Genomic DNA, 25,315 nt, shown 5'->3' with positions numbered 1-25,315 from the left:
CGGGGGAGATGGCCGGCAGGCCAGAGGAGGGTACTGTCCCGCCACGACGTAGAGATAGGAATGTTGTTGAAATGAATGGGCTTGGCCCCCAATTGACCTAGTGTAATTAGTGCGAAGGGCCTTAATCTAATCAAATTTCCGTTGGAGGCGACATTTGGACTTCATCCTGGATTACTTAATGGTAAAATTCGGTCGATGGATACAGCGTCGAAAGGGTAGAATTGAAAAAATAGTGTGGTTCACATTTTGGACGGTTATTTCGATATTGTTAACGGTTTTTCTGATTTACCTCCTGTATATACGAGGTCTGACCATATAGCTTCTTGTTCTATCGTCGGGTTCGTTCTCAAGGAAATCACGAAGCTGAGCGCTCGTGCATTCAACTCATCAGCCTGGGCAGTGCCGCTGCCAGTGCGTCGACGGCAAGGCGGACCTTCAGCGGCAAGTGAGGCGTCTGCAGCCAGAGCGCGTAGGCGTCGTAAAGAAATCCCGGCTGTTCCGGCAACAGCGGGACAAGTGTGCCGGCCTGAATGCGCTCACGGACCAGCCAGTATGGCAGCCAGGCGAGCCCCATGCCTGCTGCCGCAGCATCGGCGATTGCAGCGAGGTCGTCGAGCCGCAGCCGGCTGACCGGCATGACTTCCAGGGCAGGCTGGCCGTGGCGCGGGAACAGCCACGGTTGAACGACACGGCCCGAACGGCGGTAGATGATGGTCTGGTGGTTGCCGAGATCCTCTATCTGCCGTGGCAACCCATGCATCTCGAGATAGGATGGCGACGCGCAGACGACCATGCGCTGGCGCGCGACGCGACGCGCCATCACGCCGGCTTGGTCTTCCAGATTGCCGGTCCGGATGGCAAGATCGCAGCCATCCTCTGCAAGATCGGCGATGGGATCGCCGAACGACAGGTCGAGTTCCAGAGCGGGATATCGCTGCGCAAGCTCCAGCAGGATCGGGGCAACGCAGCGCCGGCCGAAGTGCACGGGCATGATGACGCGCAGCTTTCCGCGTGGTTCGGAAAGTTGATCGGCCACGAGTGCATCCGCAGCTTCGGCTTCAGCGAGTACCATCCGGCAGCGCTCATAGTAGGCGCGCCCGAAGTCGGTCAGGCTCTGACGGCGTGTGGTCCGGTTGATGAGGCGCACGCCCAGACGCTCCTCGAGAAACCGGACATGCTTGCCGACCATCGGTCCGGACAGGTCGAGAGCGGCAGCAGTCGCCGCGAACGAGCCGAGATCGACGGTTTTGACGAACACGGCCATGCTCGTAAGACGATCCATATTCAAAACGTCCAGTTTCTACTGTCTTGCCCAAGCAACCATTTATCTGCCGGATGGCCGCTGGCATAGCGCATTCGGATCAAATATTTTGGAGTTATGACCGCATGGCACGTGTTGTTCGCTTTCATGAGCATGGTGGTCCCGAGGTTCTGCGCATCGAGAATCTCGATATTCCCGCGCTCGGTCGGGGCGAGATTCAGATCCGGGTCAAGGCACTGGGTCTCAACCGAGCCGAGGCTCTGCTGCGTTCGGGCACTTATATCCAGGCGCCGCCGTTGCCTTCCGGTCTTGGCCTTGAGGCAGCGGGTGTCGTCGAAGCGGTCGGCGAAGCCGTGCACGGTTTTGCGCCAGGTGACGCCGTCAGCGTCGTGCCGCCATTATCGATGGCCCGCTGGCCCGCCTATGGTGAGATTGCCACATATCCCGCCGAGCTTGTGGTCAAGCACCCGCCATCGCTTACCTGGGAAGAGGCGGCAGCCGTCTGGATGCAATATCTCACCGCCTATGGCGCACTGATCGACATTGCCAAGCTCAGCAGGGACGACTTTGTCGTCATCACCGCGGCATCGAGCAGTGTCGGACTTGCCGCGATCCAGATTGCCAACATCGTTGGTGCGACCGCGATCGCGGTCACGCGGACATCTGCCAAGAGACACGCCCTGCTCAAGTTCGGCGCGGCCCATGTCGTCGCTTCAGCGGACGAAGATTTGGAAGCCCGGCTGAAGGAAATCGCCAGTCCGGACAACATCCGAGTGGTGTTCGACTCGGTCGGCGGCCCGATTTTCGCGCCTCTGACGGTGGCGATGGCACGGGGTGGCATTCTCATCGAATATGGCGGCTTGAGCCCCGAGCCGACGCCGTTCCCGCTGTTCGCTGTGCTGGCCAAGACGCTGACGCTGCGCGGCTATCTCGTCCACGAGATCACTGGCGATCCGGTGAAGTTGGAAGCTGCCAAGGCGTTCATCCTCGACGGATTGATGTCAGGTTCGCTAAAGCCGGCGATCGCCAAAACCTTTCCATTCGAGCAGATCGTCGAAGCGCATCGCTTTCTCGAGTCGAACGAGCAATTCGGCAAGATCGTCGTGACGGTTGATTGAGCATTAATGGGAGCCTCACGCCTGCGCAGCCAGCCAGTCCCGCACCTTGCGGGCATTGTCGCTGAGCTCGCGGGTTTTCGACCAGATGACATGAAAGCCCTTGCCGGTCGTCATCGTGTGGCCGGTCGCACGCACCAGCAGTCCTGACGCCAGCAGGCGCTCGGCGAGGTGGCCCCAGCCGAGCGCAATGCCTTGCCCTTCCATGACCGCCTGGATCACCAGCGCATAATCGTTGATGCGCAATCCGCGCCCGGCATCGGTGATGTTGACCCCGGCCGAGGCGAACCACTCGTCCCAGCTCGCAGCCTCGCGAAACGGCTCTTCGAGATGGATGAGCCGATGTGATGGCAGATCCTCGACGGTATCCGGCAGCCCGAACCGTGCCACATAGCTCACGCCGGCAACCGGGAATATCTCCTCATCGGCCAGTGGCAACGAATGATAGTCCGGCCATTCCCGTGGCTCGCCACCGCGCACAGCGAGCGGGATGCCCTCGACGATGATGTCGAGATCGCGGTCGGCGGTCTGGATGCGCAGGTCGATGCCCGGCAGTTCGTCGCGGAACTGCTGCAGGCGCGGCATCATCCAGAACGAGCCGAAAGCGGTCGAGGCGGCAAGCGTCACATGGCCGCCGGTCGCCTGTAGGCGCAGATCCTCCGCCGACTTGCGGATGTGCGACAGGCCGAGTGAGACGTCGGCGTGGAAACGCTCGCCGGCTTCGGTGAGGCTGACCTGACGATGGCGGCGCTGGAAGAGTATCGCGCCGAGCTGCTCTTCAAGGCCGCGGATCGCATAGGACACGGCAGCCTGCGTCATGCCGAGCTCCCGCCCGGCGGCGGTAAAGCTCGACAGCCGGCCGGCGGCCTCGAAAACGATCAGGCTGCCGGCCGAGGGCAGCAGATGGCGCAAGCTTCGCATAAGCTGAGCTTATACAAGTAATCAGGATTTTCCAGCGTCACAGCCATATTTCCTGTCGCTAGGCTGGTCATCATTGGGAGGATAGAGTTGCCATGAACGCACCGGCCGCCGAAGTCGCCGAACACGCCAGCCGCCGAGGTGGCGGCCGCCTGGGCCGCAAGGCACTGCGGGGAACTCCGATGGCGTCGTTTCCGACGCTGGTTCGCAACATACCCGCATACCAAATGGTCCCGGACGAGGCTGTCGAGCTGATCCACCAGGCGTCGCTCTCGATCCTGGAAGAGGTTGGCTGCGAGTTCCGCGACGACGAGGCCATAGCACTGTGGCAGGCCGCCGGAGCCGATGTCTCTGAGACGCGCGTCCGCATTGACCGCGCGCTCTTGATGGAGCTGGTCTCGAAGGTCCCGGCGGAGTTCACGCTCAATGCCCGCAACCCTGAGCGCTCGGTCCGCGTCGGCGGCAAAAATTCCATTTTCGTGCCGATGTATGGCGCGCCTTACGTGCGCGACCTCGACAACGTCAGGCGCTATGGCACGCTCGCCGACCTTCAGAATTTTCATAAGCTCGCTTACATGGCGCCGGCGCTGCATTCGTCGAGCTCGATCATCTGCGAGCCGATGGAAATTGCGGTGCCGAAGCGTCACCTCCACATCATCCATTCGGCACTGAAGCATTCCGACAAGCCGTTCATGGGCATCGTGACATCAAAGGATCGCGCCGAAGACACGATGACGATGGCGGGCATCGTGTTCGGCGACGATGTTGTCCGTGACAACCCTGTGTTGGTCGCGATCACCAATTGCAACTCCCCACTGGTATGGGACGCCACCATGCTGGACGCGATGAAGGTCTATGCGCGTCACAACCAGCCGTTGATCCTGGCGCCGTTCGCGCTGTGCGGCGCCTCGACTTCGGCCTCGGCGGTGGGAGCGGTGGCGCAGGTCAATGCCGAAGCGCTGGCGGGCGTCGCCTTCACGCAACTGCTGCGTCCGGGTTCACCGCAGATCTACGGACAGTTCATGGTCACGGTCGACATGAAGACCGGCGCGCCGATGGGCGGCACGCCCGAGGCCGCCCAGATGATGTATCTGATGGGAGCACTGGCGCGGAAATACCGGCTGCCCTGGCGCACGTCGGGCTTCCATGTCGGGTCGAAACTCAACGATGCCCAGGCGGGCTACGAGGCGAACATGCTGATGCATGCCGCCATCCTTGCCGGCGCCAATTACATCTGGCACTCCGCCGGATGGCTCGAGGCCGGCCTGACCTGCGGCTATTCAAAATTCGCGACGGACTGCGAACAGCTTGTCGGCTGGTACAAATATGCCGGCGGCCTGCCGTTCGACGACTTCAAGGAAGCGCTGGCGGCGATCCGCGAGGTCGGGCCGCAGGGCCATTTCCTCGGCACCAAGCACACGCTCGAGCATTTCGAGTCCGCGTTCTTCATGCCCAGCATCATGGACTTCAATTCGTACGAACAGTGGAAGGCTGAAGGGGCAAAGGACCACGACACGCGCGGCCGCGAGAAAGCGCGCAACATGCTCGCGGATTATGAGGAGCCGAAGCTCGATGAAGGCATCGCCGATGGTCTCAAAGATTTGATCGCGCTGCGCGAGGAGAAGCTGCCGGACAGCGTTAGTTAATCCAACGGGCGAAGACCCAAGGAAACCATAAGGGAGGAAACAATGGCAGTCTTCAGAAACAACGGTGATCGTGTCCCCAGCGTTATCGAGGCGATGGCTGAAGAAGCCCGCTCAGGCCGGATGGACCGGCGCGAGTTTCTGGCGCTGGCAAGTGCCTTCGGGGCATCGACTGCCCTTGCCTACGCTATGATCGGTCTTGCGGTGCCGGGACGGGCTTTGGCCGAAGAGCCCAAGAAAGGCGGAACGCTGCGCGTATCGATGTCGGTAAAGGCGCAGAAGGATCCGCGTACTTACGACTGGGTGGAGCTTGCCAACATTTCGCGCTGCTGGCTCGAGCCGCTTGTCCGCTACACCCGCGAATTCACTTTCGAGCCGGTCCTGCTCGAGAGCTGGGACGTCAACGACGACGCCACCGAATATGTGCTGCATCTGCGCAAGGGCATCACCTGGAACAATGGCGACGCCTTCAACGCCGACGACGTGGTCTTCAATCTGACGCGCTGGTGCGAGAAGGATGCCGCCGGCAATTCGATGGCCGCCCGCGTCGGTGCGCTGATCGACACCAAAACCGGCAAGGCCAGGGACGGGGCGATCACCAAGGTCGACGACAACACGGTCAAGCTGACGCTGAACGAACCCGATATCTCGCTGATTCCGAACTTCACCGACTATCCGGCGCTCGTCGTCCACCGCAAATTCGATGCCGACGGCGCCGATCCGATCGCCAAGCCGATCGGCACCGGGCCATTCGAGCTTGTGTCTTATTCGGTCGGCCAGAACGCGGTCGTCAAACGTCGCGAGAATGGCAAATGGTGGGGCGGTGAAGCGCCGCTCGACAGCGTCGAATTCATCGACTACGGCACCGACTTCAACGCCTCGGTGAACGCATTCGAATCAGGCGAAATCGACGTCAATTTCGAGACACCCGCCGACTTCATCGACATCCTCGACCAGATGGATCTGGTGAAATCGGAGGTCGCGACAGCAACCACGCTCGTTGCCCGCACCAACATCACGCACAAGCCTTATGATGACAAGCGGGTACGCAACGCCCTGCAAATGGCCGTCGACAACAATGCGGTGCTCGAACTTGGCTACGCCGGGCGCGGCACCCCAGGTGAAAACCACCACGTCAGCCCGATCCATCCGGAATATTTTCCGCTGCCCAAGAAGACACGCGATGCGGCCGGCGCCAAGAAGCTGATGGCCGAGGCCGGTCAGGCCGATTTCGAGCATGAACTGATCACCGTCGAGGACGATTGGCAAAAGAACACCGGCGACGCGATTGCCGGCCAGTTGCGCGATGCCGGGATCAAGGTGAAGCGCACGGTGCTGCCAGGATCGACCTTCTGGAACGACTGGACGAAATACCCCTATTCCATGACCATCTGGTACATGCGCCCGCTCGGCGTTCAGGTGCTGGCGCTCGGCTATCGCACCGGCGAGGCCTGGAATGAAACGGCTTATTCGAATCCTGATTTCGACGCCAAGCTCAAGCAGGCTCTCTCACTCATCGACGTGGAGAAGCGCCGCGAGGTGATGAAGGACGTCGAGCAGATCCTGCAGGATTCGGGCGTCATCATTCAGCCGTTCTGGCAGAAGCTGTACAGCCACATGAACAACAAGGTGAAGAACTACGCGGTCCACCAGACTTTCCAGATGGATCTCCAGAACGTCTGGCTGGACGCCTGAGTTAAATGCCCCAGGGGCGCCTGAGTTAAATGGGGCGGATCTCATGGGCCGCAAAAAAGCCGGGATGCAGGATTCGTGGTATTGAACGGTCACGAAAGCCTGGAGATTATCGGATGAGACTGACTGTGCTTGCCGCCGCTCTCTCGATCGCAGCGCCTGCGGCCGCCCTGGCCGGGCCGGCCTCCAATGCGGTGAAGTTCTTCTACATGCCCGAGGTCAAGTTCGAGGCCGACGCGAAATACCGCGACCGTTTCACCGAGCCGGTGACAAGGCTGTTCGACCTCAACGACCAAGCCCGGAAGAACAAGCCGGACGAGGTGCCCTGCATCGACTTCGCCCCCGGTCTCGACGCGCAGGACTTTGACGAGAAGACGGTCGCCAAGACGCTGAAGCTGTCCGAAGCGGTGGATGGCGACAGCGCCAAGGTGACAGTGACGTTCAACCTTTTCCCGGAAGGCGATGAATCCAAACGCGAAATGGTCTGGTCGCTGAGGAAGGTCGACGGCCAGTGGAAGGTTGCCGACATCACCTCGAAGACCAGCGGTTGGACGCTGAGTGCGCTCGAATGCCTGGCTGGCCAGACCCCGGAGTGATGCCATGGCCCGCGCCCCGAGCCTGGCGACTGTGTGCCTGCTGGCCGCGGGCTTGAGCAGCACCGCTGGCCAGGGCGTGTTCGGCGCGCCGCTCTCAGCAGAAAATGCACGGGCAGCTCCGCTGCGGCCGGGTTCGCCGACGGCGCTGGTGAAACCATTTTACGAGCATGTCGGGCTCGAGCTCGATCCGGCTCAGCGCAGCCATTTCGTCGATCCCGCGAAGTCGGTGCTCGACAAAAGCGATGCGCTGCGGAAATCGGGGCAGGGCGAATGCCTCGATCCCAACATGGCGCTCGACAACGCGGCGTACGACAGGGCCGAGATCGACAACAGCCTGAAGACTGTTGAAGCGGTCAAAGGCGATGAGGCCAAGGTCATCGTTGCCTTTATCATTGCCGGCAATCCGCACCGGCTGGAATGGAAGTTCAAAAAGGTCGACGGCGACTGGAAGATAGCGGACCTTCTGTCGGTGACCGGCGAATGGGCGCTCAGCCAATATCAGTGTGAGTAAGAAGGGACCGATGAAGATCACCAACATCCGAGTCACCCATGTCAACGTTCCGCTAGACGCGCCATTCTGGTGGACGGCCGGGCTTTATGGCGGCGCCTCGAAGTCGATCATCGAGGTCGAGACGGCCGAAGGCGTGGTCGGGCTGGGCGAGGCGCCGTGGTGGCATTTCGGCGAGGTGATCAAGGCCGAGATCGCGCCGGCGCTGATCGGCGCCGATCCGCTCGACATCGCCGATTGCGAGGCGCGCTGCGTGCCGCCCTGGCAGATCACCGCCAACACCGGCGAGAATGCCGCTTCGGTGGCCTTCGGCGCCGTCGAACTGGCGCTGTGGGACATCAGAGGCAAGGTCTTCGGCATGCCGCTCTACAAAGTCCTTGGCGGCGCCGTGCGCAAGGACATTCCGTTTTCGGAGTATTTCTCGTTTCGCGCCGCGCAGGACGGAGCGGGTGGCGAAATGACGTCCGAAGCGATCGTCGAGTACTGCCTGAAGATGCGCGAGGAGCATGGCTCGACCATTTTCGAGGGCAAGCTGATCATGGGCGATCCCGAGCTCGAGATCAGGACGGTGCGCATGCTGCGCGAGGCGCTCGGCAACAAGGCGCAGATCAGGCTCGATTCCAACATGCAGTGGTCGCTGACCACCGCGCGCTGGGTGCTGCGCGAGATCGAGCCGTTTAACATCCGCAATTACGAGGATCCCGTCGCAACCTTCGAGGAGATGGCGGCGCTGCGCCAGCACTCGCGCATTCCGTTCTCCACGCATATCCCGGATCTCAGACGGGCGGTCGCGCTCGGCGCGCCGGATTACTTCGTCTGCAATTTCGCAGCACTCGGCGGACTGTCGAAAACCCTGAAATTCATCGCCGCCTGCGAAGCGATGGGCAAGGGGTTCTGGTGCTATTCGAACGATCTCGGCATCATGACATCGGCCTATCTGCACGTCGTTGCGGCGACGCCGTGGATCACCGAGGCATCGCAGTCGCTGTTTCGCTGGCAGATCGGCGACGTCATCAAGGACGGTCCGTTCCGGCAGACCGGCAACACCGTGCGTGTGCCGGAGGGCAACGGACTGGGCGTTGGGCTTGACCCCACTGCGATGAAGCGCTGGGCGGCGCACTTCGCCGAACATGGGCCGATGGGCCATTTCAATGACCCGAACAATCCCGGCCGCTACCGGCGGCTGCCGCTCAACTGATGCGACCTACGTTCCATGGAAACTCAGGCTCAGCCGCGTCCGCGATAGGGCGCAACACCGGTGTCGGGCAGCCATGCACCTTCCGGCGGCGCGCCGGTCTGCCAGAACACGTCGATCGGAATGCCGCCGCGCGGATACCAATAGCCGCCAATCCGCAACCACAGTGGTTTGGTCGCGGCGATGATGCGGCGGCCGATCATGACGGTGCACTCTTCATGGAACGCGCCATGGTTGCGAAACGAGGTCATGAACAGCTTCAGCGACTTCGATTCCACCAGCAGCGTGTCGGGTGCGTAGTCGATGACGATGTGGGCGAAGTCCGGCTGGCCGGTGACCGGACAGAGCGAGGTGAATTCCGGGCAGGTGAAGCGAACGATGGCCGGCGGCCCGTCGCCGCGCGAAAACGGCACGGTCTCCAGGACTGCTGCTTCAGGATTCTGTGGCGCTTCGACGTTGGTGCCGAGCTGGGTAAGGTTTTTCGTGACGGTCATCGGCGGGTTCCTTACTGCATGTCGCCCAAAAAGCCAGCCCACGGGGCCTGACCCGAGGGTGCGCGAATTTGGGTGCGACATACGCAAAAACAAAAATTTGCCGCTCATTAGCACAATTTGAGACAGGAAGACGATGACCAGCAGCGATCCGCTTCTCCAGCCCTATCAGCTCAAACATTTGACGCTGAAGAACCGGGTCATGTCGACCAGCCATGAGCCGGCCTATTCGGAGGAAGGCATGCCGAAAGAGCGTTACCGGCTCTACCACGCCGAAAAAGCCAAGGGCGGCATGGCGCTGACCATGACCGCCGGTTCGGCGATCGTCTCGCGCGACAGCCCGGCCGCCTTCGGCAATCTGCATGTCTATGACGACCGCATCGTGCCATGGCTCACTGAACTCGCCGATACCTGCCACGAGCATGACTGCAAGGTGATGATCCAGATCACCCATCTCGGCCGCCGCACCGGCTGGAACAAGGCCGACTGGCTGCCGGTGCTGTCCGCCTCGCCAGTGCGCGAGCCGGCGCATCGCGCTTTTCCCAAGACCATCGAGGACTGGGACATCGAGCGCATCGTCGCCGACTACGCCGCCGCCGCCCAGCGCTGCCAGGCCGCCGGCCTCGACGGCATCGAGTTCGAGGCTTACGGCCATCTGATGGACGGCTTCTGGTCGCCGGCCACCAACCAGCGCGACGACGATTTCGGCGGCTCGCTCGACAACCGCTTGCGCTTCACCGGCATGGTGCTCGACGCCGTGCGGGCGGCGGTCGGCGAAAAGTTCGTCGTCGGCATCCGCATGGTTGCCGACGAGGATTTTGAAAAGGGCCTTTCGAAACAGGAAGGCGTCGAGATCGCCAGGCGGCTGGCCGGCTCCGGCAAGGTCGATTTCCTCAACATCATTCGCGGATCGATCGAAACCGATGCCGCGCTGACCAAGGTCATCCCGGTAACCGGCATGCGCTCGTCGCCGCATCTCGATTTCGCCGGCGAGGTGAGGGCGGCGACGAAATTCCCGACCTTCCATGCGGCGCGGATTTCCGATGTCGCCACTGCGCGTCACGCCATCGCCGCCGGCAAGCTCGACATGGTCGGCATGACCCGCGCCCACATCGCCGATCCGCACATCGTCAGGAAGGTGATGGAGGGCCGCGAGCACGAAATCCGCCCTTGCGTCGGCGCCACCTATTGCCTTGACCGCATCTATGAGGGCGGCGAGGCGCTGTGCATCCATAACGCGGCGACCGGCCGCGAGGCTGATATTCCGCACATCATCCCGAGGACCGAGGGACCGAAGCGAAATGTGGTCGTCGTCGGCGCCGGCGCCGGCGGTCTGGAGGCGGCGCGTGTCGCGGCCGAGCGCGGCCACCAGGTGACGGTGCTGGAAGCGTCGAGCCAGGCCGGCGGCCAAGTGCGGCTTGCGACACAGAACCCACGCCGCAAGGAACTGATCGGCATCATCGATTGGCGACTGGCCGAGCTCGACCGGCTCGGCGTCGAAATCCGCTATGACACCTGGGCGGAGAAGGACGATGTTCTGGCGCTGTCGCCGGACGTGGTGGTGGTCGCCACCGGCGGCCTGCCGCAGAACCCGCCGCTGGCGGCGGGCGACAATCTCGTCACGTCGAGCTGGGATATCATGGCCGGCAGCGTCAAGCCCGCTGAAAACGTGCTCCTCTACGACGACAATGGCGGCCATCAGGGCATGGGTGCCGCCGAGTTGATCGCAAATAGCGGTGCAAAGCTGGAGCTGGTTTCGCCCGAACGCTTCTTCGCCCCGGAAATGGGCGGCATGAACCACGTGCCCTATATGCGCGCCTTCCACGAAAAAGGCGTCACCATCACCATCAACACGCGGCTGCGTTCGGTGCGGCGCGAAGGCAATCAACTGGTTGCGGAGCTCGGCTCAGACTTCGCTGACGGCTGGCGCGGCGAGCGGCGGGTCGATCAGGTGGTGGTCGAGCACGGCACGCTGCCGCTCGACGATCTCTATCTCGCACTGAAACCGCTGTCGAAGAATGGCGGCGCGGTCGATTACGAGCGGCTGGTCAATGGTGGCGACATTTTCCCGGCGCGCAATCCGGAAGCGCGCTTCGTGCTTTTCCGCATCGGCGATGCGGTCGCCTCGCGCAACATTCACGCCGCCATCTATGACGGCATCAGGTTCGGTCTGCGGATCTGACGATCGCCTTGATTGCTGGCGCCAGCCGAAGGCGCTGGCCGGGCTGCGGGTAAATGTCGATTGATCCCATCTGCCGAACGCATTGTTTCAGGGGGCCCAAGATGTTATAATGACTACTTTGGTCATATATAGGGCAGCAGCATGCGAGAAATTCAGTTGAAGGATGCCAAGGCTACGCTTTCGGCGGTGGTTGATCAGGCCGTGGCAGGAGAACCTGCCGTCATCACGCGTCACGGGCGCAAGCAGGCTGTGATCCTGTCTTTCGAAGACTACGAACGGCTGTCGCGGGTGCCTAGCTTTGGCCAATTGCTGGCGGCTTTTCCCGGTGAAGAAGGCGATATTCCCCGCCGTTCCCGTAAACAGGTTCGCAAGGTTGCGTTGTAACGCCGTCGAGTGGTCCTGATGTTTCTGCTTGACACCAACATCATCTCGGCAGTCGCGCCGGCCAAGAAGGCGGATCGGGCAGCGCTGGCAACATGGCTCGACAAAGCCAGCGAACACCTGTTCCTGTCCGTTGTCACTGTATCCGAAATCGCTGCAGGGATAGCCAAGGCCGAGCGCGAGGGTGCGACGACAAAGGCGGCTTTGCTACGCAACTGGTGGCAAGCGGTCGAGCACCTTTATGGACAAAGGGTACTTCCCTTCGATTTGCGCACAGCACATGCCGCTGGGTCTATTCTCGATCGGGCGAGGGCGCATCGGCCAGGCTTCGAAGACATCGCTATCGCCGCGACGGCCGAGGTCCACGGCTTGACGATACTGACGGACAACGAGCGTCATTTTGCACCGCTCGGGGTGCGGATGCTCAACCCGCTGAAGAACTTGCCGCCATTGCAGCAGTCGGCGGCACCTTAGCCGGACCCACCCGTTAGGCGCCATCTTCCGAAGAGGCGTGTCAAGATTGGCGCCTTACGCCAGCCTTCCCTGCAACACCGTTAGCCTGGCTCTCTTCGGCGTCCGCGCGACCAGCCATTCGCGTGTCTGGTCCTGTGGCATCGGGAAGGCGATGGAGTAGCCCTGCACCTGGTCGCAGCCGATCGCCATCAGCTTATCGAGCTCAGCCTCGGTTTCGGCACCCTCGGCGACGATCGAGATGCCAAGGCCGCGGGCGAGTTCGGTGATGGCACGCACGATCTTGGTGTTGTCGCCGTTCGCATTGATGTTCTGAACGAAGCGGCGATCGATCTTCAGCCTATCGATCTCGTTCGGGTTGACGTGGCTGAGCGACGCGTAGCCGGTGCCGAAATCATCGAGTTCAAGATGCACACCGGCGGCGCGGATGTGCCGCAGCTTTGCCGCGATGCCGGTCTTCTCGTCGTCGAGGATGACGGATTCGACGATCTCGAGCGACAGTTTTTGTGGCGGCAGCCCAGCCTTTTCCAGCGCGCCGAAAAGGAAGGCGTCGAAATCGACCTCACGCAATTCGGAGCCGGAGACGTTGACGGCGAGCCGTCCGAAGGCAATGCCGGCACGGTTCCACTCCGCCGCCTCGCCGATTGCCTTGGCGATGACGATGCGGCCGATCGCCGGCATCAGTCCGCATTTCTCGGCGATGGGAATGAACTCGCCGGGTGCAATCATGCCGCGCTCGGCATGTCTCCAGCGAACCAGCGCCTCGATGCCACCGATCGTGCCGTTCGACAACGAAACCTGTGGCTGGAAATAGACCTGGAACGCCTTCTGCGCGATAGCGATCCTGATGTCATGCTCGAGCCGCTTGCGGTAGTCGAGTTCATGCCGCAACGCCTCGGAGAAGAATGAGAGACTGCCGCCACCCTGCTTCTTGGCAGCGTGGAGCGCGAGGTCGGCATGAACGAGCAGATCTTGCGCATTGTCGGCATCAATCGGATAGACGGCGACGCCGGCGCTGGCGCCCGGAAGGATGGTAGTGCCCCGATAGACGATCGGTTCATTGATCTGCGTCAGGACGCGCCCGGCGACCGTGTTGATGTCCTCGGTGCCGCCGGCACCGTTAAGGATCATAACGAACTCGTCGCTGCCGAGACGCACGCAGAGATCCGACGCCCGGCAAGAATCACGCATGCGCTGCGCCGTTACCACCAGCACATAATCGCCGGCGGCATGGCCAAGCGTGTCGTTGATCTGCTTGAACCGGTCGAGGTCGAGGTGGACCGCCGCAAGCCGCTCTCGCCGGCGCTGCGCGCCCTTGATCAGCGTATCGAAATGGTCTGTCAGGAAGGTGCGGTTGTGCAGGCCGGTAAGACCGTCATGCACGGCGATGAAGGCCATGGAGTTGCGGGTATCGATCAGTTCACGCGTCTTGCGCAGGATGGCGTTCGACATCGGCCTGAAGATGAAAAGTGCCACCAGCACGATGACGCCGATGGTCGAGTAGAACAGCGTTCGATGAAGATCGAGAAGTCTTCCCGATTGCGCATCGGCTTGGGCGCTGATGCGCTGGCCGAGTGCCGCGTAGCCCGACAGGGTTGCATTGGCGACGGAAGCGTCGAGATTGACGCGTTCGCCGCCACCCTTGTAGCCGCCATTGTCGGCCATGCCGAGTTGCGATTCAAACGCCGAAACCAGTCGCTCGCCGTTGGCGATAAGCCCGACCGAGAAGTAGTCGAGATGAAACGGCTTGGCGAAAAGGACGCTCTCGACTGACTTTGGATCGAGCCTTGCCGGTGACGCCGGGTCGGCGACCACCCGCTCGAGCAGGAGGTCGTAGTTCCTCTCGAACTCGGCCGTGGCTTGCTTGAATGCGGTGACCAGAGCCGGTTGTTGGTTGGGCGAAGCTGCGCCTGCCGCGTTGGCAAGGAAGACAATGCGTTGCGACAGCACCTTTTGCATGCCGACAATATCGAGCAGCGTCTCGTCGTTCCGCTGGCCAGCCATCATCTGCTGGAGAAGGATGAAGGAGGCCATCACCATGGCTGCAATGATCAGCAGCGCCAGCCAGTAGCCTGCCTTGATCAGCAGTACGAGCCTGCCCGAAATGGTTTGCATCGGTTGCTGCGACATTTTCTGGGGCGGTCCCTCTCGCCGACAGATCGTTGGGTATGGGAACCATTGGCTTGAAAGGTTAACAGCTCCGGAAGCCGACAGAGCAGCAGCGTTGGAAAGCTCGCAAAATGGTTATCGCCTTCTTTCGCGCCGTAGCTGCATTTGAACATCTGCCATTTGGCGGCATTCTGGGCCAGCATTCTGGGGCGGCATTCTGGCCACTGACCGTCGGGTCACCGAAGCCGTCGCTTTTACGGTGGATTTTTCGCCCGCGCGGGGCGACAGTCCATTCGTTCTCAACAGGGCCAGATCATGAGCGCGGCATTCCTCTCCCATATCGACAGCGAGCTCCAAGGGCTGAAATCGGCCGGCCTCTACAAATCCGAGCGGGTGATCACCTCGACGCAATCGGCTAAGATCGAGGTGGGCGGCCAGAGTGTGCTGAATTTCTGCGCCAACAATTATCTTGGCCTCGCCGATAGCGCCGAGTTGCGCGAAGCGGCCAAGCAGGCACTCGACCGCTATGGTTATGGCATGGCGTCGGTGCGTTTCATCTGCGGCACGCAGGAGGAGCACAAGCAGCTCGAGGCGACGATTTCTGGCTTTCTCGGCATGGAGGACACGATCCTCTACGGCTCCTGCTTCGACGCCAATGGCGGCCTGTTCGAGACGCTGCTCGGCGAGGAGGATGCGGTCATTTCCGACGCGCTGAACCATGCCTCGATCATCGACGGCGTGCGGCTGTCGAAGGCGAAGCGTTTCCGTTACGCCAACAACGACGTGGCCGATCTGGAAGCGCGGCTGAAGCAGGCGATGGATTGCCGTTTTCGGCTGATCGCCACCGATGGTGTATTTTCCATGGACGGCATCATCGCCAATCTGAAGGGCGTCTGCGATCTCGCCGACAAGTACGATGCAATGGTGATGGTCGACGACAGCCATGCAGTCGGCTTCGTCGGCAGGAACGGGCGCGGCTCGGCCGAGCATTGCGGCGTCGAGGGCAGGGTGGACATCATCACCGGCACGCTCGGCAAGGCATTGGGCGGCGCGTCGGGCGGTTATACGAGCGCGAGCAAGCCGGTCGTGGAATGGCTGCGCCAGCGCTCGCGGCCCTATCTCTTCTCCAACACGCTGATGCCGGCGATCGCCGGCGCCTCGATCCGGGTTTTCGAACTGGTCAAAAATGGCGATGCGCTGCGTCAGCGCCTCTATGCCAATGCGGCGCGGTTCCGGTCTGAAATGGGTAAGCTTGGCTTTACGCTGGCCGGCGCCGATCATCCGATCGTTCCGGTCATGCTCGGCGATGCGACGCTGGCGCAGGAGATGGCGGCGCGCATGCTGCAGCGCGGCATCTATGTCATCGGCTTCTCGTTTCCGGTGGTGCCGAAGGGCCAGGCGCGCATCCGCACGCAAATGTCGGCCGCCCATTCCAGCGCCGACATCGACCGCGCCGTGGCAGCATTTGGCGACGTCGGAAAAGAGCTGGGTGTAATCGCTTGACCCTATCGCAGGAAGCCGGCCATGACGATCGACGTGACGAGCAAGATCGAGATCGCCAGGCCACGCGCGGTCGTCGCCGATTTTTCCGCCGATCCGGACAACGTTCCGCGCTGGTACGTCAATATCAAATCGGTGGAATGGAAAACGCCCCGACCGGCCCGGGCAGGATCGAGAATTGCATTCGTGGCGCAGTTCCTCGGAAGGCGGCTTGTTTACACCTACGAAATCGTCGAGTTCGTGCAGGGCGAACGGCTTGTAATGCGAACCGCCGAAGGGCCGTTTCCCATGGAAACGAGTTATGCGTGGCGGGATGCTGGCGAAGGCCGTACCCATATGGCACTCAGGAACCGCGGCGCGCCAACCGGCTTTTCCCGTCTGGTTGCCCCGTTCGTGGCTTTGGCCGTCCGGCGTTCGACCGATCGAGATTTGCTGCGACTGAAGAGAATCCTGGAGGCGGCTTGATGCAGCCGATCCGTCAAGACAGGCAAGATTTTTGAGGAGCGTCTGATGTCGAACATGATGAAGGCGCTGGTCAAGGCCAAGGCCGAGCCGGGCATCTGGATGGAAGAAGTGCCGGTGCCGGAAATCGGCCCGAACGACGTTCTGATCAAGATCAGGAAGACCGCGATCTGCGGTACCGACGTCCACATCTACAATTGGGACCAATGGGCGCAGAAGACCGTGCCGGTGCCGATGGTGACCGGCCACGAATTCGTCGGCACGGTCGCCGACTTCGGCGCGGCGGTCACCGAATACAAGATCGGCCAGCGTGTTTCGGGCGAAGGCCACATCGTCTGTGGCCATTGCCGCAACTGCCGCGCGGGCAGGGGGCATCTGTGTCGCAACACGCTCGGCGTCGGCGTCAACCGGCCGGGCGCCTTCGGTGAATATCTGGCGATCCCGCAGCACAACGTCGTGCCGATCCCCGACGACGTGCCCGACGAGATCGCCGCAATCTTCGATCCCCTGGGCAATGCGGTTCACACCGCATTGTCCTTTGATTTGGTCGGCGAGGACGTGCTGGTCACCGGCGCCGGGCCGATCGGCATCATGGCTGCACTGGTCGCTCAATGCGTCGGCGCGCGAAAAGTGGTCATCACCGATATTAATCCGGTGCGGCTGGCGCTGGCGAAAAACCTCCGCGTCCAGCATGTGGTCGACGCGTCGAAGGAAAAGCTGCGCGATATCATGCCGGCGCTCGGCATGACCGAAGGTTTTGACGTCGGCCTCGAAATGTCGGGCGCCGCACCCGCTTTCCGCGACATGATCGACGCCATGAACAATGGCGGCAAGATCGCCATTTTGGGCATCGCGCCGACCGGCTTCGAGATCGACTGGAACAAGGTCATCTTCAAGATGCTGCATCTCAAGGGCATCTATGGCCGCGAGATGTTCGAGACCTGGTACAAGATGATCGCCCTGGTGCAGGGTCCGCTCGATGTTTCCGGGCTAATCACCCACCGTATCGGCGTGGACGACTTCCAGAAGGGGTTCGACGCGATGCGCAGCGGCAATTCGGGCAAGGTGGTGATGGATTGGTAGGTAGTTAGAAACGCCGGCGCTGCCCCGCCGGCATCAAAAATTCTGCAACGGCGCGGCGCGCTAATGTTGAGCAACTAACTTATCCCCGTACAAAGCCGTCTCCAGCGCAGACAATCCTTCCGCGATCGCCACGCGCTCGCCAGCGCTGAGTTTTGACAGCAAGTCCCGCTCGAACGCCTTCGCCAGCGGCACCATTTCGCGATAGGCGGCAAGGCCCGCTCCGGTCAGCGTCAGATGCTCGACACGGCGGTCTTTTTCATCCGGTTTTCGCGTCAGCCAGCGGCGCCGTTCTAGCTCGGCGACGGCGCGAGAAACCTTCGTCTTGTGCATGGCCGACTGTTCGCCGAGCGCCGTTGCCGTCATCGTGCCGTGCTGGCCGAGACCGGCCAGCGTGCGCCATTCGGGCCGCGTCAAGCCGTGGCGGTCCTTGTAAACCCTGGAAAATTCGCGGCTGACCGCATCGGCAAGGCGATAGAGCCGGTAGGGCAGGAAGCTTTCAAGTTCGAGGGTGTCAGCCTCCATGGTCTGCTCCATCGCGATTGATAGTTACATTTTCGATGGTTACAAACGAAACCAATTTGGTCAATCCAGGGAGGATGCCATGGCCTTTTCCTACATGCCGGGGTTCGGCAACGACTTCGAAACCGAGACTTTGCCTGGTTCGCTGCCGCAAGGGCGAAATTCGCCGCAGCGGCCGGCCTACGGCCTCTATGCCGAGCAGCTTTCGGGCTCGCCCTTCACCGCGCCACGCGGCACCAATGAGCGTTCCTGGCTTTATCGCATCAGGCCGAGCGTCAGGCACACCGGCCGCTTCAAGGCGGCGAATTATCCGCTGTGGAAAAGCGCGCCGAATGTCGGCGATCACGAACTGGCGCTTGGCCAGTACCGCTGGAACCCGGTGCCGATGCCGAAGGAACCGACCGACTTCATTGCCGGCATGCGCTCGATCACTACCGCCGGCGACGTGCTCGGCCAGACCGGCATGGCTGCGCATGTCTATGTCGCCAACCGCTCGATGGCCGACGACCATTTCTTCAACGCCGACGGCGAGTTGCTTATTGTGCCGCAAGTGGGGGCGCTACGCTTCGTCACCGAGATGGGCGTCATCGAATTGCGACCCGGCGAGATCGCCGTGCTGCCGCGCGGCCTCGTGTTCAAGGTCGAACTGGTCGATGAAACAGTGCGCGGCTATGTCTGCGAGAACTACGGCGCCAAGCTGACGCTGCCGGATCGTGGCCCGATCGGCGCCAATTGCCTGGCCAATCCGCGCGATTTCAAGACGCCTTGCGCCTGGTTCGAGGACAAGGAGACGCCGTGCCGGCTGATCGTGAAATGGTGCGGCCAGTTTCATGTCACCGAACTGGATCACTCGCCGCTGGATGTGGTCGCGTGGCACGGCAATTACTCACCCTATAAATATGATCTTGCAACGTTTTCGCCGGTCGGCGCGATCCTGTTCGACCATCCCGATCCGTCGATCTTCACGGTGCTGACCGCGCCGAGCGGCGAGGAGGGCACCGCCAACATCGACTTCGTCATCTTCCCGCCGCGCTGGCTTGTGGCCGAAAACACGTTCCGCCCGCCTTGGTACCACCGCAACATCATGAGCGAGTTCATGGGCCTGATCCACGGCCAGTACGACGCCAAGGAGGAGGGGTTCGTTCCGGGCGGCATCAGCCTGCACAATCTGATGCTGGCCCACGGGCCCGACGCGTCTGGCTTCGAAAAGGCCTCGCGCGCCGAGCTGAAACCGGTCAAGCTCGACAACACCATGGCCTTCATGTTCGAGACGCGATTCCCGCAGATGCTGACCCGCTACGCCGCCGAGGTTGAAACCCGGCAGGACAATTATATCGACTGCTGGGCCGATCTGAAGAAGCGCTTCAACGGCACGCCGGAGGGCGACTGGTCTTGAGCGCTGATCCAATGCGGGGTCGGCTGGTGCTGCTGGGCTCGAAGGGCGGGCCGGCGCTCCGGCCGGGCGGGCCGTGGCCGAGTTCGTCGCTGCTGAAATTCGGCGGACGCACCATCGTCGTGGATTGCGGGCTTGGCGTGACGCGCGGGCTGGCCGAGACCGGCATCAGCCTGAAGTCGCTCGACCTGGTCTTCATCACGCATCTGCATTCCGACCATGTGCTGGAACTCGGTCCGCTGATCCACACCGCCTGGACGGCGGGTCTGGCGACACCGGTCACCGTCTTCGGCCCGCCCGGCACCGGCCATTACTGGCAGCGCTTTTGCCAGGCGATGGAATTCGACATCGAGATACGCATCGTCGACGAAGGCCGACCTGATATCCAAGATCTGGTTTCGATCGTCGAGTTCGGCGAAGGCCTTGTGATGGAGGAGCGCGGCCTGAAGGTTTTGGCGCTGCGCGTCGACCACCCGCCGGTGGCCGACTGCTTTGCGCTGCGCTTCGAGCATGCCGGACAGAGCGTGGTGTTTTCCGCCGATACGGCGTTCTTTCCGCCATTGGCCGATTTCGCCAAAGGCGCCGACATTCTCGTCCACGAAGGCATGCTGGAAGACGGCATCGAGCGACTGGTTGCTAAGACCGGCAATGGCGAAAGGCTAAGGGAACACCTGCTTGCCAGCCATACTTTTGCTGAGGAGGCGGGGCGCATCGCCAGTGACGCAGGAGCCAAAAGACTGGTGCTCAACCACCTCATTCCGGCCGACGATCCCGAGATCGGCGAGGCCGACTGGATCGCCGCCGTCAGGAAAACATGGCCCGGAGACTTGACGATCGCCCGCGACGGCCTTGTTGTGGGGCTGGAGCATGATCCCGAACCGAAGGACCGCGCTAGCGAAAAGTGAGAACCGCTTTCGTAAGCGATCATTGCGCAGGTCAAAATTCAAAGCGGCACCAAAGCCGCATCAGGAGAGGAAACCGCATGAAGCTTGCCACATTGAAGGACGGGACGCGCGACGGAAAGCTGGTCGTCGTCTCGCGCGACCTGACGCGGTTCACCGATGCCTCGTTTCTTGTGCCGACGCTGCAGGCGGCGCTCGACGACTGGAGCCGGATCGCGCCGCATCTGGCGACAATAGCGGAATCGCTGGAGAACAATGCGGTGCCGTCAGCGCGCTTTCACGAGCATGATGCCCATTCGCCGTTGCCGCGCGCCTATCAATGGGCTGATGGCTCGGCCTATGTGAATCATGTCGAACTGGTGCGGAAGGCGCGCGGCGCCGAGATGCCGGCAAGCTTCTGGACCGATCCGCTGATCTACCAGGGTGGATCAGACAGTTTCATCGCGCCGCGTGATCCGATCCGCACGGTCGACGAGGCTCTTGGCGTCGACATGGAAGGGGAAGTCGCTGTCGTCGTCGATGATGTGCCGATGGGGGCAAGCCTCGATGAGGCAAGAGCCGCGATCCGGCTGATCATGCTGGTCAATGACGTCACGCTGCGCTCCCTGACCGCGCCGGAGCTTGCCCAGGGTTTTGGCTTCTTCCAATCAAAGCCGTCTTCGGCGTTTTCTCCCGTCGCCGTGACGCCGGACGAACTGGGCGAGGCCTGGGATGGCGGCAAGGTCTGCCTGCCGCTGCTGGTCGATCTCAACAGCATGCCGTTCGGCCGCGCCAACGCCGGCGTCGACATGACCTTCGATTTTCCGGTGCTGATTGCGCATGCCGCGAAAACCCGGCCGCTGGCCGCCGGCACCATCATCGGTTCGGGCACGGTTTCCAACAAGCTCGACGGCGGCCCTGGCAAGCCGGTCTCGGCGGGCGGCGCCGGCTATTCCTGCATTGCCGAGTTGCGCATGATCGAGACGATCGCAGCCGGCGAACCGACAACGCCGTTCCTGCGCTTTGGCGATACCGTGCGCATCGAGATGAAGGACAGGGCCGGACATTCGATTTTTGGTGCGATCGAGCAGAAGGTCGAGAGATACATCAGGTAAGATTGCACTGGGAGGACGTCTGAAACGATGGACCTGCTGGACCATTTCAGCCGCATGGCGCGCAACAACCTCTGGTCGAACGACCGGCTCTACCGCGCTGTGCTGCAGCTTGAGTCCGGTGAATTCGAGGCCGAGCGAACCAGCTTCTTTCCCTCGATCAAGGCGACGCTCAACCACATCCTGGCGGTCGATCATCTCTATCTCGATTTTTTGGAAGAGGGCGGCGTTGGTGCCGCGGCCCATGACAATTTCGTGCCGTTCGATGAACCATCAGCGCTGTTTGCCGCCCAGGTCGCGGCCGACCGGCGGCTGATCGCCTTTTGCGACCGCCTGTCGGCCGAAGATCTCGACCGCCGTGTCATCACCGACCGGCGCGAGGACGGAAAAATACCGGAGCGCATCGGCGATCTGCTCGCCCACCTCTTCATCCACGACATCCATCATCGTGGCCAGGTGCACGCCATGCTGTCCGGCACGTCGGTGAAACCGCCGCAGCTCGATGAGTTCTTCCTCGACTATGATCTGAAACTGAGGGAAGCGGAGGTCGAGAGGTTGGATTTGAATGGTGGTGAAGAATAATTATTGTAGTTACGAAAATTATTGGAAAAATACCGGAGCGCATCGGCGATCTGCTCGCCCACCTCTTCATCCACGACATCCATCATCGTGGCCAGGTGCACGCCATGCTGTCCGGCACGTCGGTGAAACCGCCGCAGCTCGATGAGTTCTTCCTCGACTATGATCTGAAACTGAGGGAAGCGGAGGTCGAGAGGTTGGATTTGAATGGTGGTGAAGAATAATTTGTAGTTACGAAAATTATTGGAAAAATACCGGAGCGCATCGGCGACCTGCTCGCCCACCTCTTCATCCCACGACATCCATCATCGCAGCCATGTGCACGCGATGATGTCCGGCACCTCGATAAAGCCGCCGCAACTCGATGAGTTTTTGCTCAACTATGATTTGAAGTTTGAGGAAGGCGGAGGTCGAGCGGCTGAACCTGGAATGATCAGACCAACGCGACGTCATAGGCTGAGAAATGCCGATCCGCAGTGAGCAACGTCAGGCCTTCAATTTGAGCCTGTGCGATGAGCAGACGGTCGAAAGGATCGCGGTGATGGAGCGGCAAATGCTCAAGCCTCGCCGCGTGTAGTTCATTCACACTGAGGATCGGAATGCCGTTCGATCGCAAGATTTCCACGATGTTGCCTGTGAGCGTGACTTTGCCGAGCGATTTCTTGATGGCAGATCTCTGCTACCGAGACGGCACTGACGACCACATCCTCGCCCGCAAGAAAGATGTCGCGATGGTGGTCCGAAAGGCGTGAGTCTGCGTAACCAGATATTGGTGGCTCATTTAATGTACTCGTCCCATTCGGGACCGAGTTCATCAAAATCATCCGATATCCGAATTTGGCCTTTCAGGGCTCCAAAAAGGCGCTTGCTCCCGCCAGCCCGGGCGGGAGCGCTCAAGGTTGCCACAACCTCGCCATGCCGCGTCAGATGGATCTCTTCGCCGGCCTGCGCACGTTTCACCAACTCGGAGAGCTGGGCCTTCGCTTTTGCCATCGGAACATTCATGATCAGACCTCTGACCAGAATTTAGGCATATCTGATCGAACCGCAAGGTATGAGAGGCGCGGTCGCCTACTCCGCCGCCTGCACCTTCAGCACGCCGCGCTTGATCTGGTCCTGCTCGATCGATTCGAACAGCGCCCGGAAATTGCCCTCGCCAAAACCTTCGTCGCCCTTCCTCTGGATGAATTCGAAGAAGATCGGCCCGATTACGGTTTTCGAGAATATCTGCAGCAGGATCTTGGTCGTGCCGCCGTCGACCACGCCTTCGCCGTCGATCAGGATGCCGTGCTTTTTCATCCGCTCGATCGGCTCGTCATGGCCGTGCACGCGGGCATGAGACATCTCATAATAGGTTTCCGGCGGGCCGGGCATGAACTTCAGCCCGTTGGCTGCCAGCCTGTCGGTGGCGCCGTAGATCTCGTCCGTGCCGACGGCAATGTGCTGGATGCCTTCGCCATTGTACTTCTTCAGATATTCGGCGATCTGGCTGGTTTCGTCCTTGGACTCGTTAAGCGGGATGCGGATCTTGCCGCAGGGCGAGGTGATGGCGCGGCTGACCAGGCCGGTGATCTTGCCGTCGATGTCGAAGAAATGGATCTGCTTGAAGCCGAACAAGTCGCGATAGAAATCCCACCATTTGTCCATATTGCCGCGATAGACATTGTGGGTGAGGTGGTCGAGATAATAGAAGCCGACGCCTTCCGGCTTCGGGTCGCGCTCGCCCAGCCATTCGAACTCGGCATCGTAGGCCGAGCCCTTCTCCCCATAAGTATCGACGAAATAAAGCAGTGAACCGCCGATGCCGACGATTGCCGGCACGTCGAGCGCCTTGTCGACGCCTTTATAGGGTGTGGCGCCCTTGGCGACAGCATGGTCGAACGCGTGCTTGGCATCGACCACCCGCCAGGCCATCGAGGAAGCGCAGGGGCCGTGCTTGTCGACGAATTTCATCGCATGCGAGCTGGGTTCGGCATTGACGACATAGTTGATGTCGCCCTGCCGCCAGACCGTGATGTTCTTGGTGCGGTGCTTGGCCACCGGTACATAACCCATGCGGGTAAAAAGCTCGGCGAGCTTTGCCGGTTCGGGATGCGCGAACTCGACAAATTCGAAGCCGTCGGTGCCGGCCGGATTGGCCTTGCTGATCGTTGCGGGCGGTGCATCGTGAGGGAAGGGACCCATGGTGTTGTCCTCCAAAAGCTGGTTGGCCGCAAAGGGCCATTTTGACGCCATTATAGCGCGGAGCAGGCGCATGGTGCTTGCATTCAAACGCTTTAAACGGGTAGACCATGCGGGAGTTGTGCATGGTGGATGAAAAAATCATGGATGATGCGCGCATCGACCGGTTTGACCGCAAGATAATGGCTCTCTTGCAGGGCGACGCACGGCTGACCAACAACGATTTGTCGGAACGGGTGAACCTGTCGGCCTCGCAATGTTCGCGCCGCCGCCAGAGGCTGGAGGAGGACGGCTATGTCAGGGGCTATCGCGCGGTGCTCGACCGCGACAAGCTCGGCTTCTCACTGGTCAGCGTCATCTCGGTGACGCTCGCCACCCACAACCGCGACAATGCGCGGCGCTTCGGCGAGTTGGTGGCGCGGCTGCCGGAAGTGCAGGAGGCGCACGCGCTGACCGGCGAGATGGATTACATCCTGAAAGTGGTGACGCCCGACCTGAAATCGCTGTCGGAATTCGTCAACGGCGTGCTCCTGCCGCACGAATCCGTGCAGCATGTGAAGACGGCGATCGTGCTGGAAACGCTGAAGGAAACCGGCGCGCTGCCGATCTGACCGCGTGCCGCCGTAATCAGCCCTTCGACTGCTGGATCAGCCCAAAAAGGTTGGTGCAGCGTGCGCCGGAACGGCAATAGGCGAAGATCGGGCCTTCGAGTTCATCGAGCGCTTCAGCCTGGTCCTCGACATTTTGGGCCGTGATCTGGCCGCTGATGACCGGGATGTAGCGAAACGCAAGCCCGGCGGCTTCGACTGCCGCTTTGACCGTGTCCGCCGAAGGCTGGCCGGGCTGCTCGTCATCGGGTCGGTTGCAGATGACGCTCTTGAAGCCGGCGGCCTTGATGGCGGCGACCTCATCGGGCTGGATCTGACCCGAGACCGAATAGTCCTCGCTGATCTGACGATATTCCATGATGGCGTCCTCGCAATGTTCGATGCCTGCCGGCCAGGGGCGGAGTCTTGCCACTCTCTAGCTCGTGCGGCAATCCG

27 protein-coding genes are annotated in these 25,315 nt (G+C 61.4%); 18 read left to right on the top strand and 9 right to left on the bottom strand.

Annotated elements, in window-relative coordinates; translation table 11 throughout:
• Positions 1-379: 379 nt before the first annotated feature.
• Positions 380-1,282: a LysR family transcriptional regulator gene (locus tag JG739_RS21490; protein WP_202363276.1), complete on the bottom strand. Its 903-nt coding sequence runs from the start codon at positions 1,280-1,282 to the stop codon at positions 380-382.
• A 104-nt stretch (positions 1,283-1,386) separates the two neighbouring features.
• Between JG739_RS21490 and JG739_RS21485 the strand changes: the two genes are divergently transcribed.
• The gene (locus JG739_RS21485; RefSeq protein WP_202363275.1) at positions 1,387-2,379 is read left to right on the top strand and encodes a zinc-dependent alcohol dehydrogenase family protein; all 993 of its coding nucleotides are present in this window, start codon (positions 1,387-1,389) and stop codon (positions 2,377-2,379) included.
• A gap of 15 nt (positions 2,380-2,394) precedes the next feature.
• On the opposite strand, the gene JG739_RS21480 is transcribed toward JG739_RS21485, so the two are convergent.
• Positions 2,395-3,297, bottom strand: a complete 903-nt coding sequence (locus tag JG739_RS21480) for a LysR substrate-binding domain-containing protein (RefSeq protein WP_202363274.1) — start codon at positions 3,295-3,297, stop codon at positions 2,395-2,397.
• A 92-nt stretch (positions 3,298-3,389) separates the two neighbouring features.
• On the opposite strand from JG739_RS21480, the gene JG739_RS21475 reads away from it, so the two are divergent.
• From JG739_RS21475 to JG739_RS21455, 5 genes are all read left to right on the top strand, one after another.
• Entirely contained in the window at positions 3,390-4,940 is a 1,551-nt protein-coding gene (locus JG739_RS21475; protein WP_202363273.1) for a trimethylamine methyltransferase family protein, read from the top strand.
• Positions 4,941-4,982: 42 nt separating this feature from the next.
• Positions 4,983-6,632 (top strand): ABC transporter substrate-binding protein, encoded by a 1,650-nt coding sequence (locus JG739_RS21470; RefSeq protein WP_202363272.1) that lies wholly within the window; start codon positions 4,983-4,985, stop codon positions 6,630-6,632.
• Between the two features lie 113 nt (positions 6,633-6,745).
• Positions 6,746-7,225 (top strand): DUF3828 domain-containing protein, encoded by a 480-nt coding sequence (locus tag JG739_RS21465; protein ID WP_202363271.1) that lies wholly within the window; start codon positions 6,746-6,748, stop codon positions 7,223-7,225.
• Positions 7,226-7,229: 4 nt separating this feature from the next.
• Positions 7,230-7,736, top strand: coding sequence for a hypothetical protein (locus JG739_RS21460; RefSeq protein ID WP_202363270.1), 507 nt, complete (start codon positions 7,230-7,232; stop codon positions 7,734-7,736).
• Positions 7,737-7,746: 10 nt separating this feature from the next.
• Entirely contained in the window at positions 7,747-8,931 is a 1,185-nt protein-coding gene (locus tag JG739_RS21455) for a mandelate racemase/muconate lactonizing enzyme family protein (protein ID WP_202363269.1), read from the top strand.
• A gap of 29 nt (positions 8,932-8,960) precedes the next feature.
• On the opposite strand, the gene queF is transcribed toward JG739_RS21455, so the two are convergent.
• The gene (queF, locus tag JG739_RS21450) at positions 8,961-9,422 is read right to left on the bottom strand and encodes a preQ(1) synthase (protein WP_202363268.1); all 462 of its coding nucleotides are present in this window, start codon (positions 9,420-9,422) and stop codon (positions 8,961-8,963) included.
• A gap of 133 nt (positions 9,423-9,555) precedes the next feature.
• Between queF and JG739_RS21445 the strand changes: the two genes are divergently transcribed.
• From JG739_RS21445 to JG739_RS21435, 3 genes are all read left to right on the top strand, one after another.
• Complete coding sequence (locus JG739_RS21445; RefSeq protein ID WP_202363267.1) at positions 9,556-11,601, top strand: oxidoreductase; 2,046 nt, start codon at positions 9,556-9,558, stop codon at positions 11,599-11,601.
• 141 nt (positions 11,602-11,742) lie between these two features.
• Positions 11,743-11,985 carry a type II toxin-antitoxin system Phd/YefM family antitoxin gene (locus JG739_RS21440; protein WP_202363266.1) on the top strand — a complete coding sequence of 81 codons (243 nt, stop codon included), beginning with the start codon at positions 11,743-11,745 and terminating at the stop codon, positions 11,983-11,985.
• Positions 11,986-12,003: 18 nt separating this feature from the next.
• Entirely contained in the window at positions 12,004-12,456 is a 453-nt protein-coding gene (locus JG739_RS21435; protein WP_202363265.1) for a type II toxin-antitoxin system VapC family toxin, read from the top strand.
• Between the two features lie 54 nt (positions 12,457-12,510).
• Here the strand turns inward: JG739_RS21435 and JG739_RS21430 are convergent, their stop codons facing one another.
• Positions 12,511-14,583: a putative bifunctional diguanylate cyclase/phosphodiesterase gene (locus JG739_RS21430; RefSeq protein WP_202363264.1), complete on the bottom strand. Its 2,073-nt coding sequence runs from the start codon at positions 14,581-14,583 to the stop codon at positions 12,511-12,513.
• A gap of 294 nt (positions 14,584-14,877) precedes the next feature.
• Between JG739_RS21430 and JG739_RS21425 the strand changes: the two genes are divergently transcribed.
• The 3 genes from JG739_RS21425 to tdh are packed head-to-tail and all read left to right on the top strand — an operon-like array spanning position 14,878 to position 17,607.
• Entirely contained in the window at positions 14,878-16,065 is a 1,188-nt protein-coding gene (locus tag JG739_RS21425; RefSeq protein WP_202363263.1) for a glycine C-acetyltransferase, read from the top strand.
• 21 nt (positions 16,066-16,086) lie between these two features.
• Positions 16,087-16,527, top strand: coding sequence for an SRPBCC family protein (locus JG739_RS21420; RefSeq protein WP_202363262.1), 441 nt, complete (start codon positions 16,087-16,089; stop codon positions 16,525-16,527).
• A 45-nt stretch (positions 16,528-16,572) separates the two neighbouring features.
• Positions 16,573-17,607 carry an L-threonine 3-dehydrogenase gene (gene tdh, locus JG739_RS21415; protein WP_202363261.1) on the top strand — a complete coding sequence of 345 codons (1,035 nt, stop codon included), beginning with the start codon at positions 16,573-16,575 and terminating at the stop codon, positions 17,605-17,607.
• 60 nt (positions 17,608-17,667) lie between these two features.
• Here the strand turns inward: tdh and JG739_RS21410 are convergent, their stop codons facing one another.
• Entirely contained in the window at positions 17,668-18,129 is a 462-nt protein-coding gene (locus JG739_RS21410) for a MarR family winged helix-turn-helix transcriptional regulator (RefSeq protein ID WP_202363260.1), read from the bottom strand.
• Positions 18,130-18,208: 79 nt separating this feature from the next.
• Between JG739_RS21410 and hmgA the strand changes: the two genes are divergently transcribed.
• The 5 genes from hmgA (at position 18,209) to JG739_RS21385 (ending at position 22,315) form a co-directional block, all read left to right on the top strand.
• On the top strand, positions 18,209-19,522 hold the full coding sequence (hmgA, locus tag JG739_RS21405) for a homogentisate 1,2-dioxygenase (RefSeq protein WP_128184400.1): 1,314 nt from the start codon (positions 18,209-18,211) through the stop codon (positions 19,520-19,522).
• Positions 19,523-19,533: 11 nt separating this feature from the next.
• Entirely contained in the window at positions 19,534-20,424 is an 891-nt protein-coding gene (locus tag JG739_RS21400) for an MBL fold metallo-hydrolase (RefSeq protein ID WP_202367565.1), read from the top strand.
• A gap of 77 nt (positions 20,425-20,501) precedes the next feature.
• Complete coding sequence (locus JG739_RS21395; RefSeq protein WP_202363259.1) at positions 20,502-21,515, top strand: fumarylacetoacetate hydrolase family protein; 1,014 nt, start codon at positions 20,502-20,504, stop codon at positions 21,513-21,515.
• Between the two features lie 27 nt (positions 21,516-21,542).
• Positions 21,543-22,094: a DinB family protein gene (locus JG739_RS21390; RefSeq protein WP_202363258.1), complete on the top strand. Its 552-nt coding sequence runs from the start codon at positions 21,543-21,545 to the stop codon at positions 22,092-22,094.
• Positions 22,091-22,315, top strand: coding sequence for a DinB family protein (locus JG739_RS21385; protein ID WP_446720573.1), 225 nt, complete (start codon positions 22,091-22,093; stop codon positions 22,313-22,315). The genes JG739_RS21390 and JG739_RS21385 overlap by 4 nt, the downstream gene beginning before the upstream one ends.
• Positions 22,316-22,524: 209 nt before the next feature.
• Here the strand turns inward: JG739_RS21385 and JG739_RS35470 are convergent, their stop codons facing one another.
• The 3 genes from JG739_RS35470 to hppD all read right to left on the bottom strand — a co-directional run bounded on the left by JG739_RS35470 (position 22,525) and on the right by hppD (position 24,275).
• A complete protein-coding gene (locus JG739_RS35470) occupies positions 22,525-22,716 on the bottom strand; it encodes a type II toxin-antitoxin system VapC family toxin (RefSeq protein ID WP_244749502.1) in 192 nt (63 codons plus the stop codon).
• A 152-nt stretch (positions 22,717-22,868) separates the two neighbouring features.
• Positions 22,869-23,084 (bottom strand): type II toxin-antitoxin system Phd/YefM family antitoxin, encoded by a 216-nt coding sequence (locus JG739_RS21370; RefSeq protein ID WP_370463394.1) that lies wholly within the window; start codon positions 23,082-23,084, stop codon positions 22,869-22,871.
• Positions 23,085-23,162: 78 nt separating this feature from the next.
• Positions 23,163-24,275, bottom strand: coding sequence for a 4-hydroxyphenylpyruvate dioxygenase (gene hppD / locus JG739_RS21365; RefSeq protein WP_202363256.1), 1,113 nt, complete (start codon positions 24,273-24,275; stop codon positions 23,163-23,165).
• 140 nt (positions 24,276-24,415) lie between these two features.
• Between hppD and JG739_RS21360 the strand changes: the two genes are divergently transcribed.
• Positions 24,416-24,883: an Lrp/AsnC family transcriptional regulator gene (locus JG739_RS21360; RefSeq protein WP_202367564.1), complete on the top strand. Its 468-nt coding sequence runs from the start codon at positions 24,416-24,418 to the stop codon at positions 24,881-24,883.
• A 16-nt stretch (positions 24,884-24,899) separates the two neighbouring features.
• Here JG739_RS21360 and JG739_RS21355 read toward each other — a convergent pair whose 3' ends face one another.
• A complete protein-coding gene (locus JG739_RS21355; RefSeq protein WP_202367563.1) occupies positions 24,900-25,238 on the bottom strand; it encodes a TIGR01244 family sulfur transferase in 339 nt (112 codons plus the stop codon).
• Positions 25,239-25,315: the final 77 nt, after the last annotated feature.

This window comes from Mesorhizobium sp. L-2-11 (assembly GCF_016756595.1).
Lineage (GTDB): Bacteria > Pseudomonadota > Alphaproteobacteria > Rhizobiales > Rhizobiaceae > Mesorhizobium.
Note: the sequence above shows the minus strand (reverse complement) of the source record. Positions and strands in the feature narration are given on the sequence as shown.

Excerpts from the sequence above, each read along its gene's own strand:
- JG739_RS21490 (WP_202363276.1), bottom strand. The coding sequence starts at position 1,282 with ATGGATCGTCTTACGAGCATGGCCGTGTTCGTCAAAACCGTCGATCTC.
- JG739_RS21485 (WP_202363275.1), top strand. The coding sequence starts at position 1,387 with ATGGCACGTGTTGTTCGCTTTCATGAGCATGGTGGTCCCGAGGTTCTG.
- JG739_RS21480 (WP_202363274.1), bottom strand. The coding sequence starts at position 3,297 with ATGCGAAGCTTGCGCCATCTGCTGCCCTCGGCCGGCAGCCTGATCGTT.
- JG739_RS21475 (WP_202363273.1), top strand. The coding sequence starts at position 3,390 with ATGAACGCACCGGCCGCCGAAGTCGCCGAACACGCCAGCCGCCGAGGT.
- JG739_RS21470 (WP_202363272.1), top strand. The coding sequence starts at position 4,983 with ATGGCAGTCTTCAGAAACAACGGTGATCGTGTCCCCAGCGTTATCGAG.
- JG739_RS21465 (WP_202363271.1), top strand. The coding sequence starts at position 6,746 with ATGAGACTGACTGTGCTTGCCGCCGCTCTCTCGATCGCAGCGCCTGCG.
- JG739_RS21460 (WP_202363270.1), top strand. The coding sequence starts at position 7,230 with ATGGCCCGCGCCCCGAGCCTGGCGACTGTGTGCCTGCTGGCCGCGGGC.
- JG739_RS21455 (WP_202363269.1), top strand. The coding sequence starts at position 7,747 with ATGAAGATCACCAACATCCGAGTCACCCATGTCAACGTTCCGCTAGAC.
- queF (WP_202363268.1), bottom strand. The coding sequence starts at position 9,422 with ATGACCGTCACGAAAAACCTTACCCAGCTCGGCACCAACGTCGAAGCG.
- JG739_RS21445 (WP_202363267.1), top strand. The coding sequence starts at position 9,556 with ATGACCAGCAGCGATCCGCTTCTCCAGCCCTATCAGCTCAAACATTTG.
- JG739_RS21440 (WP_202363266.1), top strand. The coding sequence starts at position 11,743 with ATGCGAGAAATTCAGTTGAAGGATGCCAAGGCTACGCTTTCGGCGGTG.
- JG739_RS21435 (WP_202363265.1), top strand. The coding sequence starts at position 12,004 with ATGTTTCTGCTTGACACCAACATCATCTCGGCAGTCGCGCCGGCCAAG.
- JG739_RS21430 (WP_202363264.1), bottom strand. The coding sequence starts at position 14,583 with ATGTCGCAGCAACCGATGCAAACCATTTCGGGCAGGCTCGTACTGCTG.
- JG739_RS21425 (WP_202363263.1), top strand. The coding sequence starts at position 14,878 with ATGAGCGCGGCATTCCTCTCCCATATCGACAGCGAGCTCCAAGGGCTG.
- JG739_RS21420 (WP_202363262.1), top strand. The coding sequence starts at position 16,087 with ATGACGATCGACGTGACGAGCAAGATCGAGATCGCCAGGCCACGCGCG.
- tdh (WP_202363261.1), top strand. The coding sequence starts at position 16,573 with ATGTCGAACATGATGAAGGCGCTGGTCAAGGCCAAGGCCGAGCCGGGC.
- JG739_RS21410 (WP_202363260.1), bottom strand. The coding sequence starts at position 18,129 with ATGGAGGCTGACACCCTCGAACTTGAAAGCTTCCTGCCCTACCGGCTC.
- hmgA (WP_128184400.1), top strand. The coding sequence starts at position 18,209 with ATGGCCTTTTCCTACATGCCGGGGTTCGGCAACGACTTCGAAACCGAG.
- JG739_RS21400 (WP_202367565.1), top strand. The coding sequence starts at position 19,534 with ATGCGGGGTCGGCTGGTGCTGCTGGGCTCGAAGGGCGGGCCGGCGCTC.
- JG739_RS21395 (WP_202363259.1), top strand. The coding sequence starts at position 20,502 with ATGAAGCTTGCCACATTGAAGGACGGGACGCGCGACGGAAAGCTGGTC.
- JG739_RS21390 (WP_202363258.1), top strand. The coding sequence starts at position 21,543 with ATGGACCTGCTGGACCATTTCAGCCGCATGGCGCGCAACAACCTCTGG.
- JG739_RS21370 (WP_370463394.1), bottom strand. The coding sequence starts at position 23,084 with ATGGCAAAAGCGAAGGCCCAGCTCTCCGAGTTGGTGAAACGTGCGCAG.
- hppD (WP_202363256.1), bottom strand. The coding sequence starts at position 24,275 with ATGGGTCCCTTCCCTCACGATGCACCGCCCGCAACGATCAGCAAGGCC.
- JG739_RS21360 (WP_202367564.1), top strand. The coding sequence starts at position 24,416 with ATGGATGATGCGCGCATCGACCGGTTTGACCGCAAGATAATGGCTCTC.
- JG739_RS21355 (WP_202367563.1), bottom strand. The coding sequence starts at position 25,238 with ATGGAATATCGTCAGATCAGCGAGGACTATTCGGTCTCGGGTCAGATC.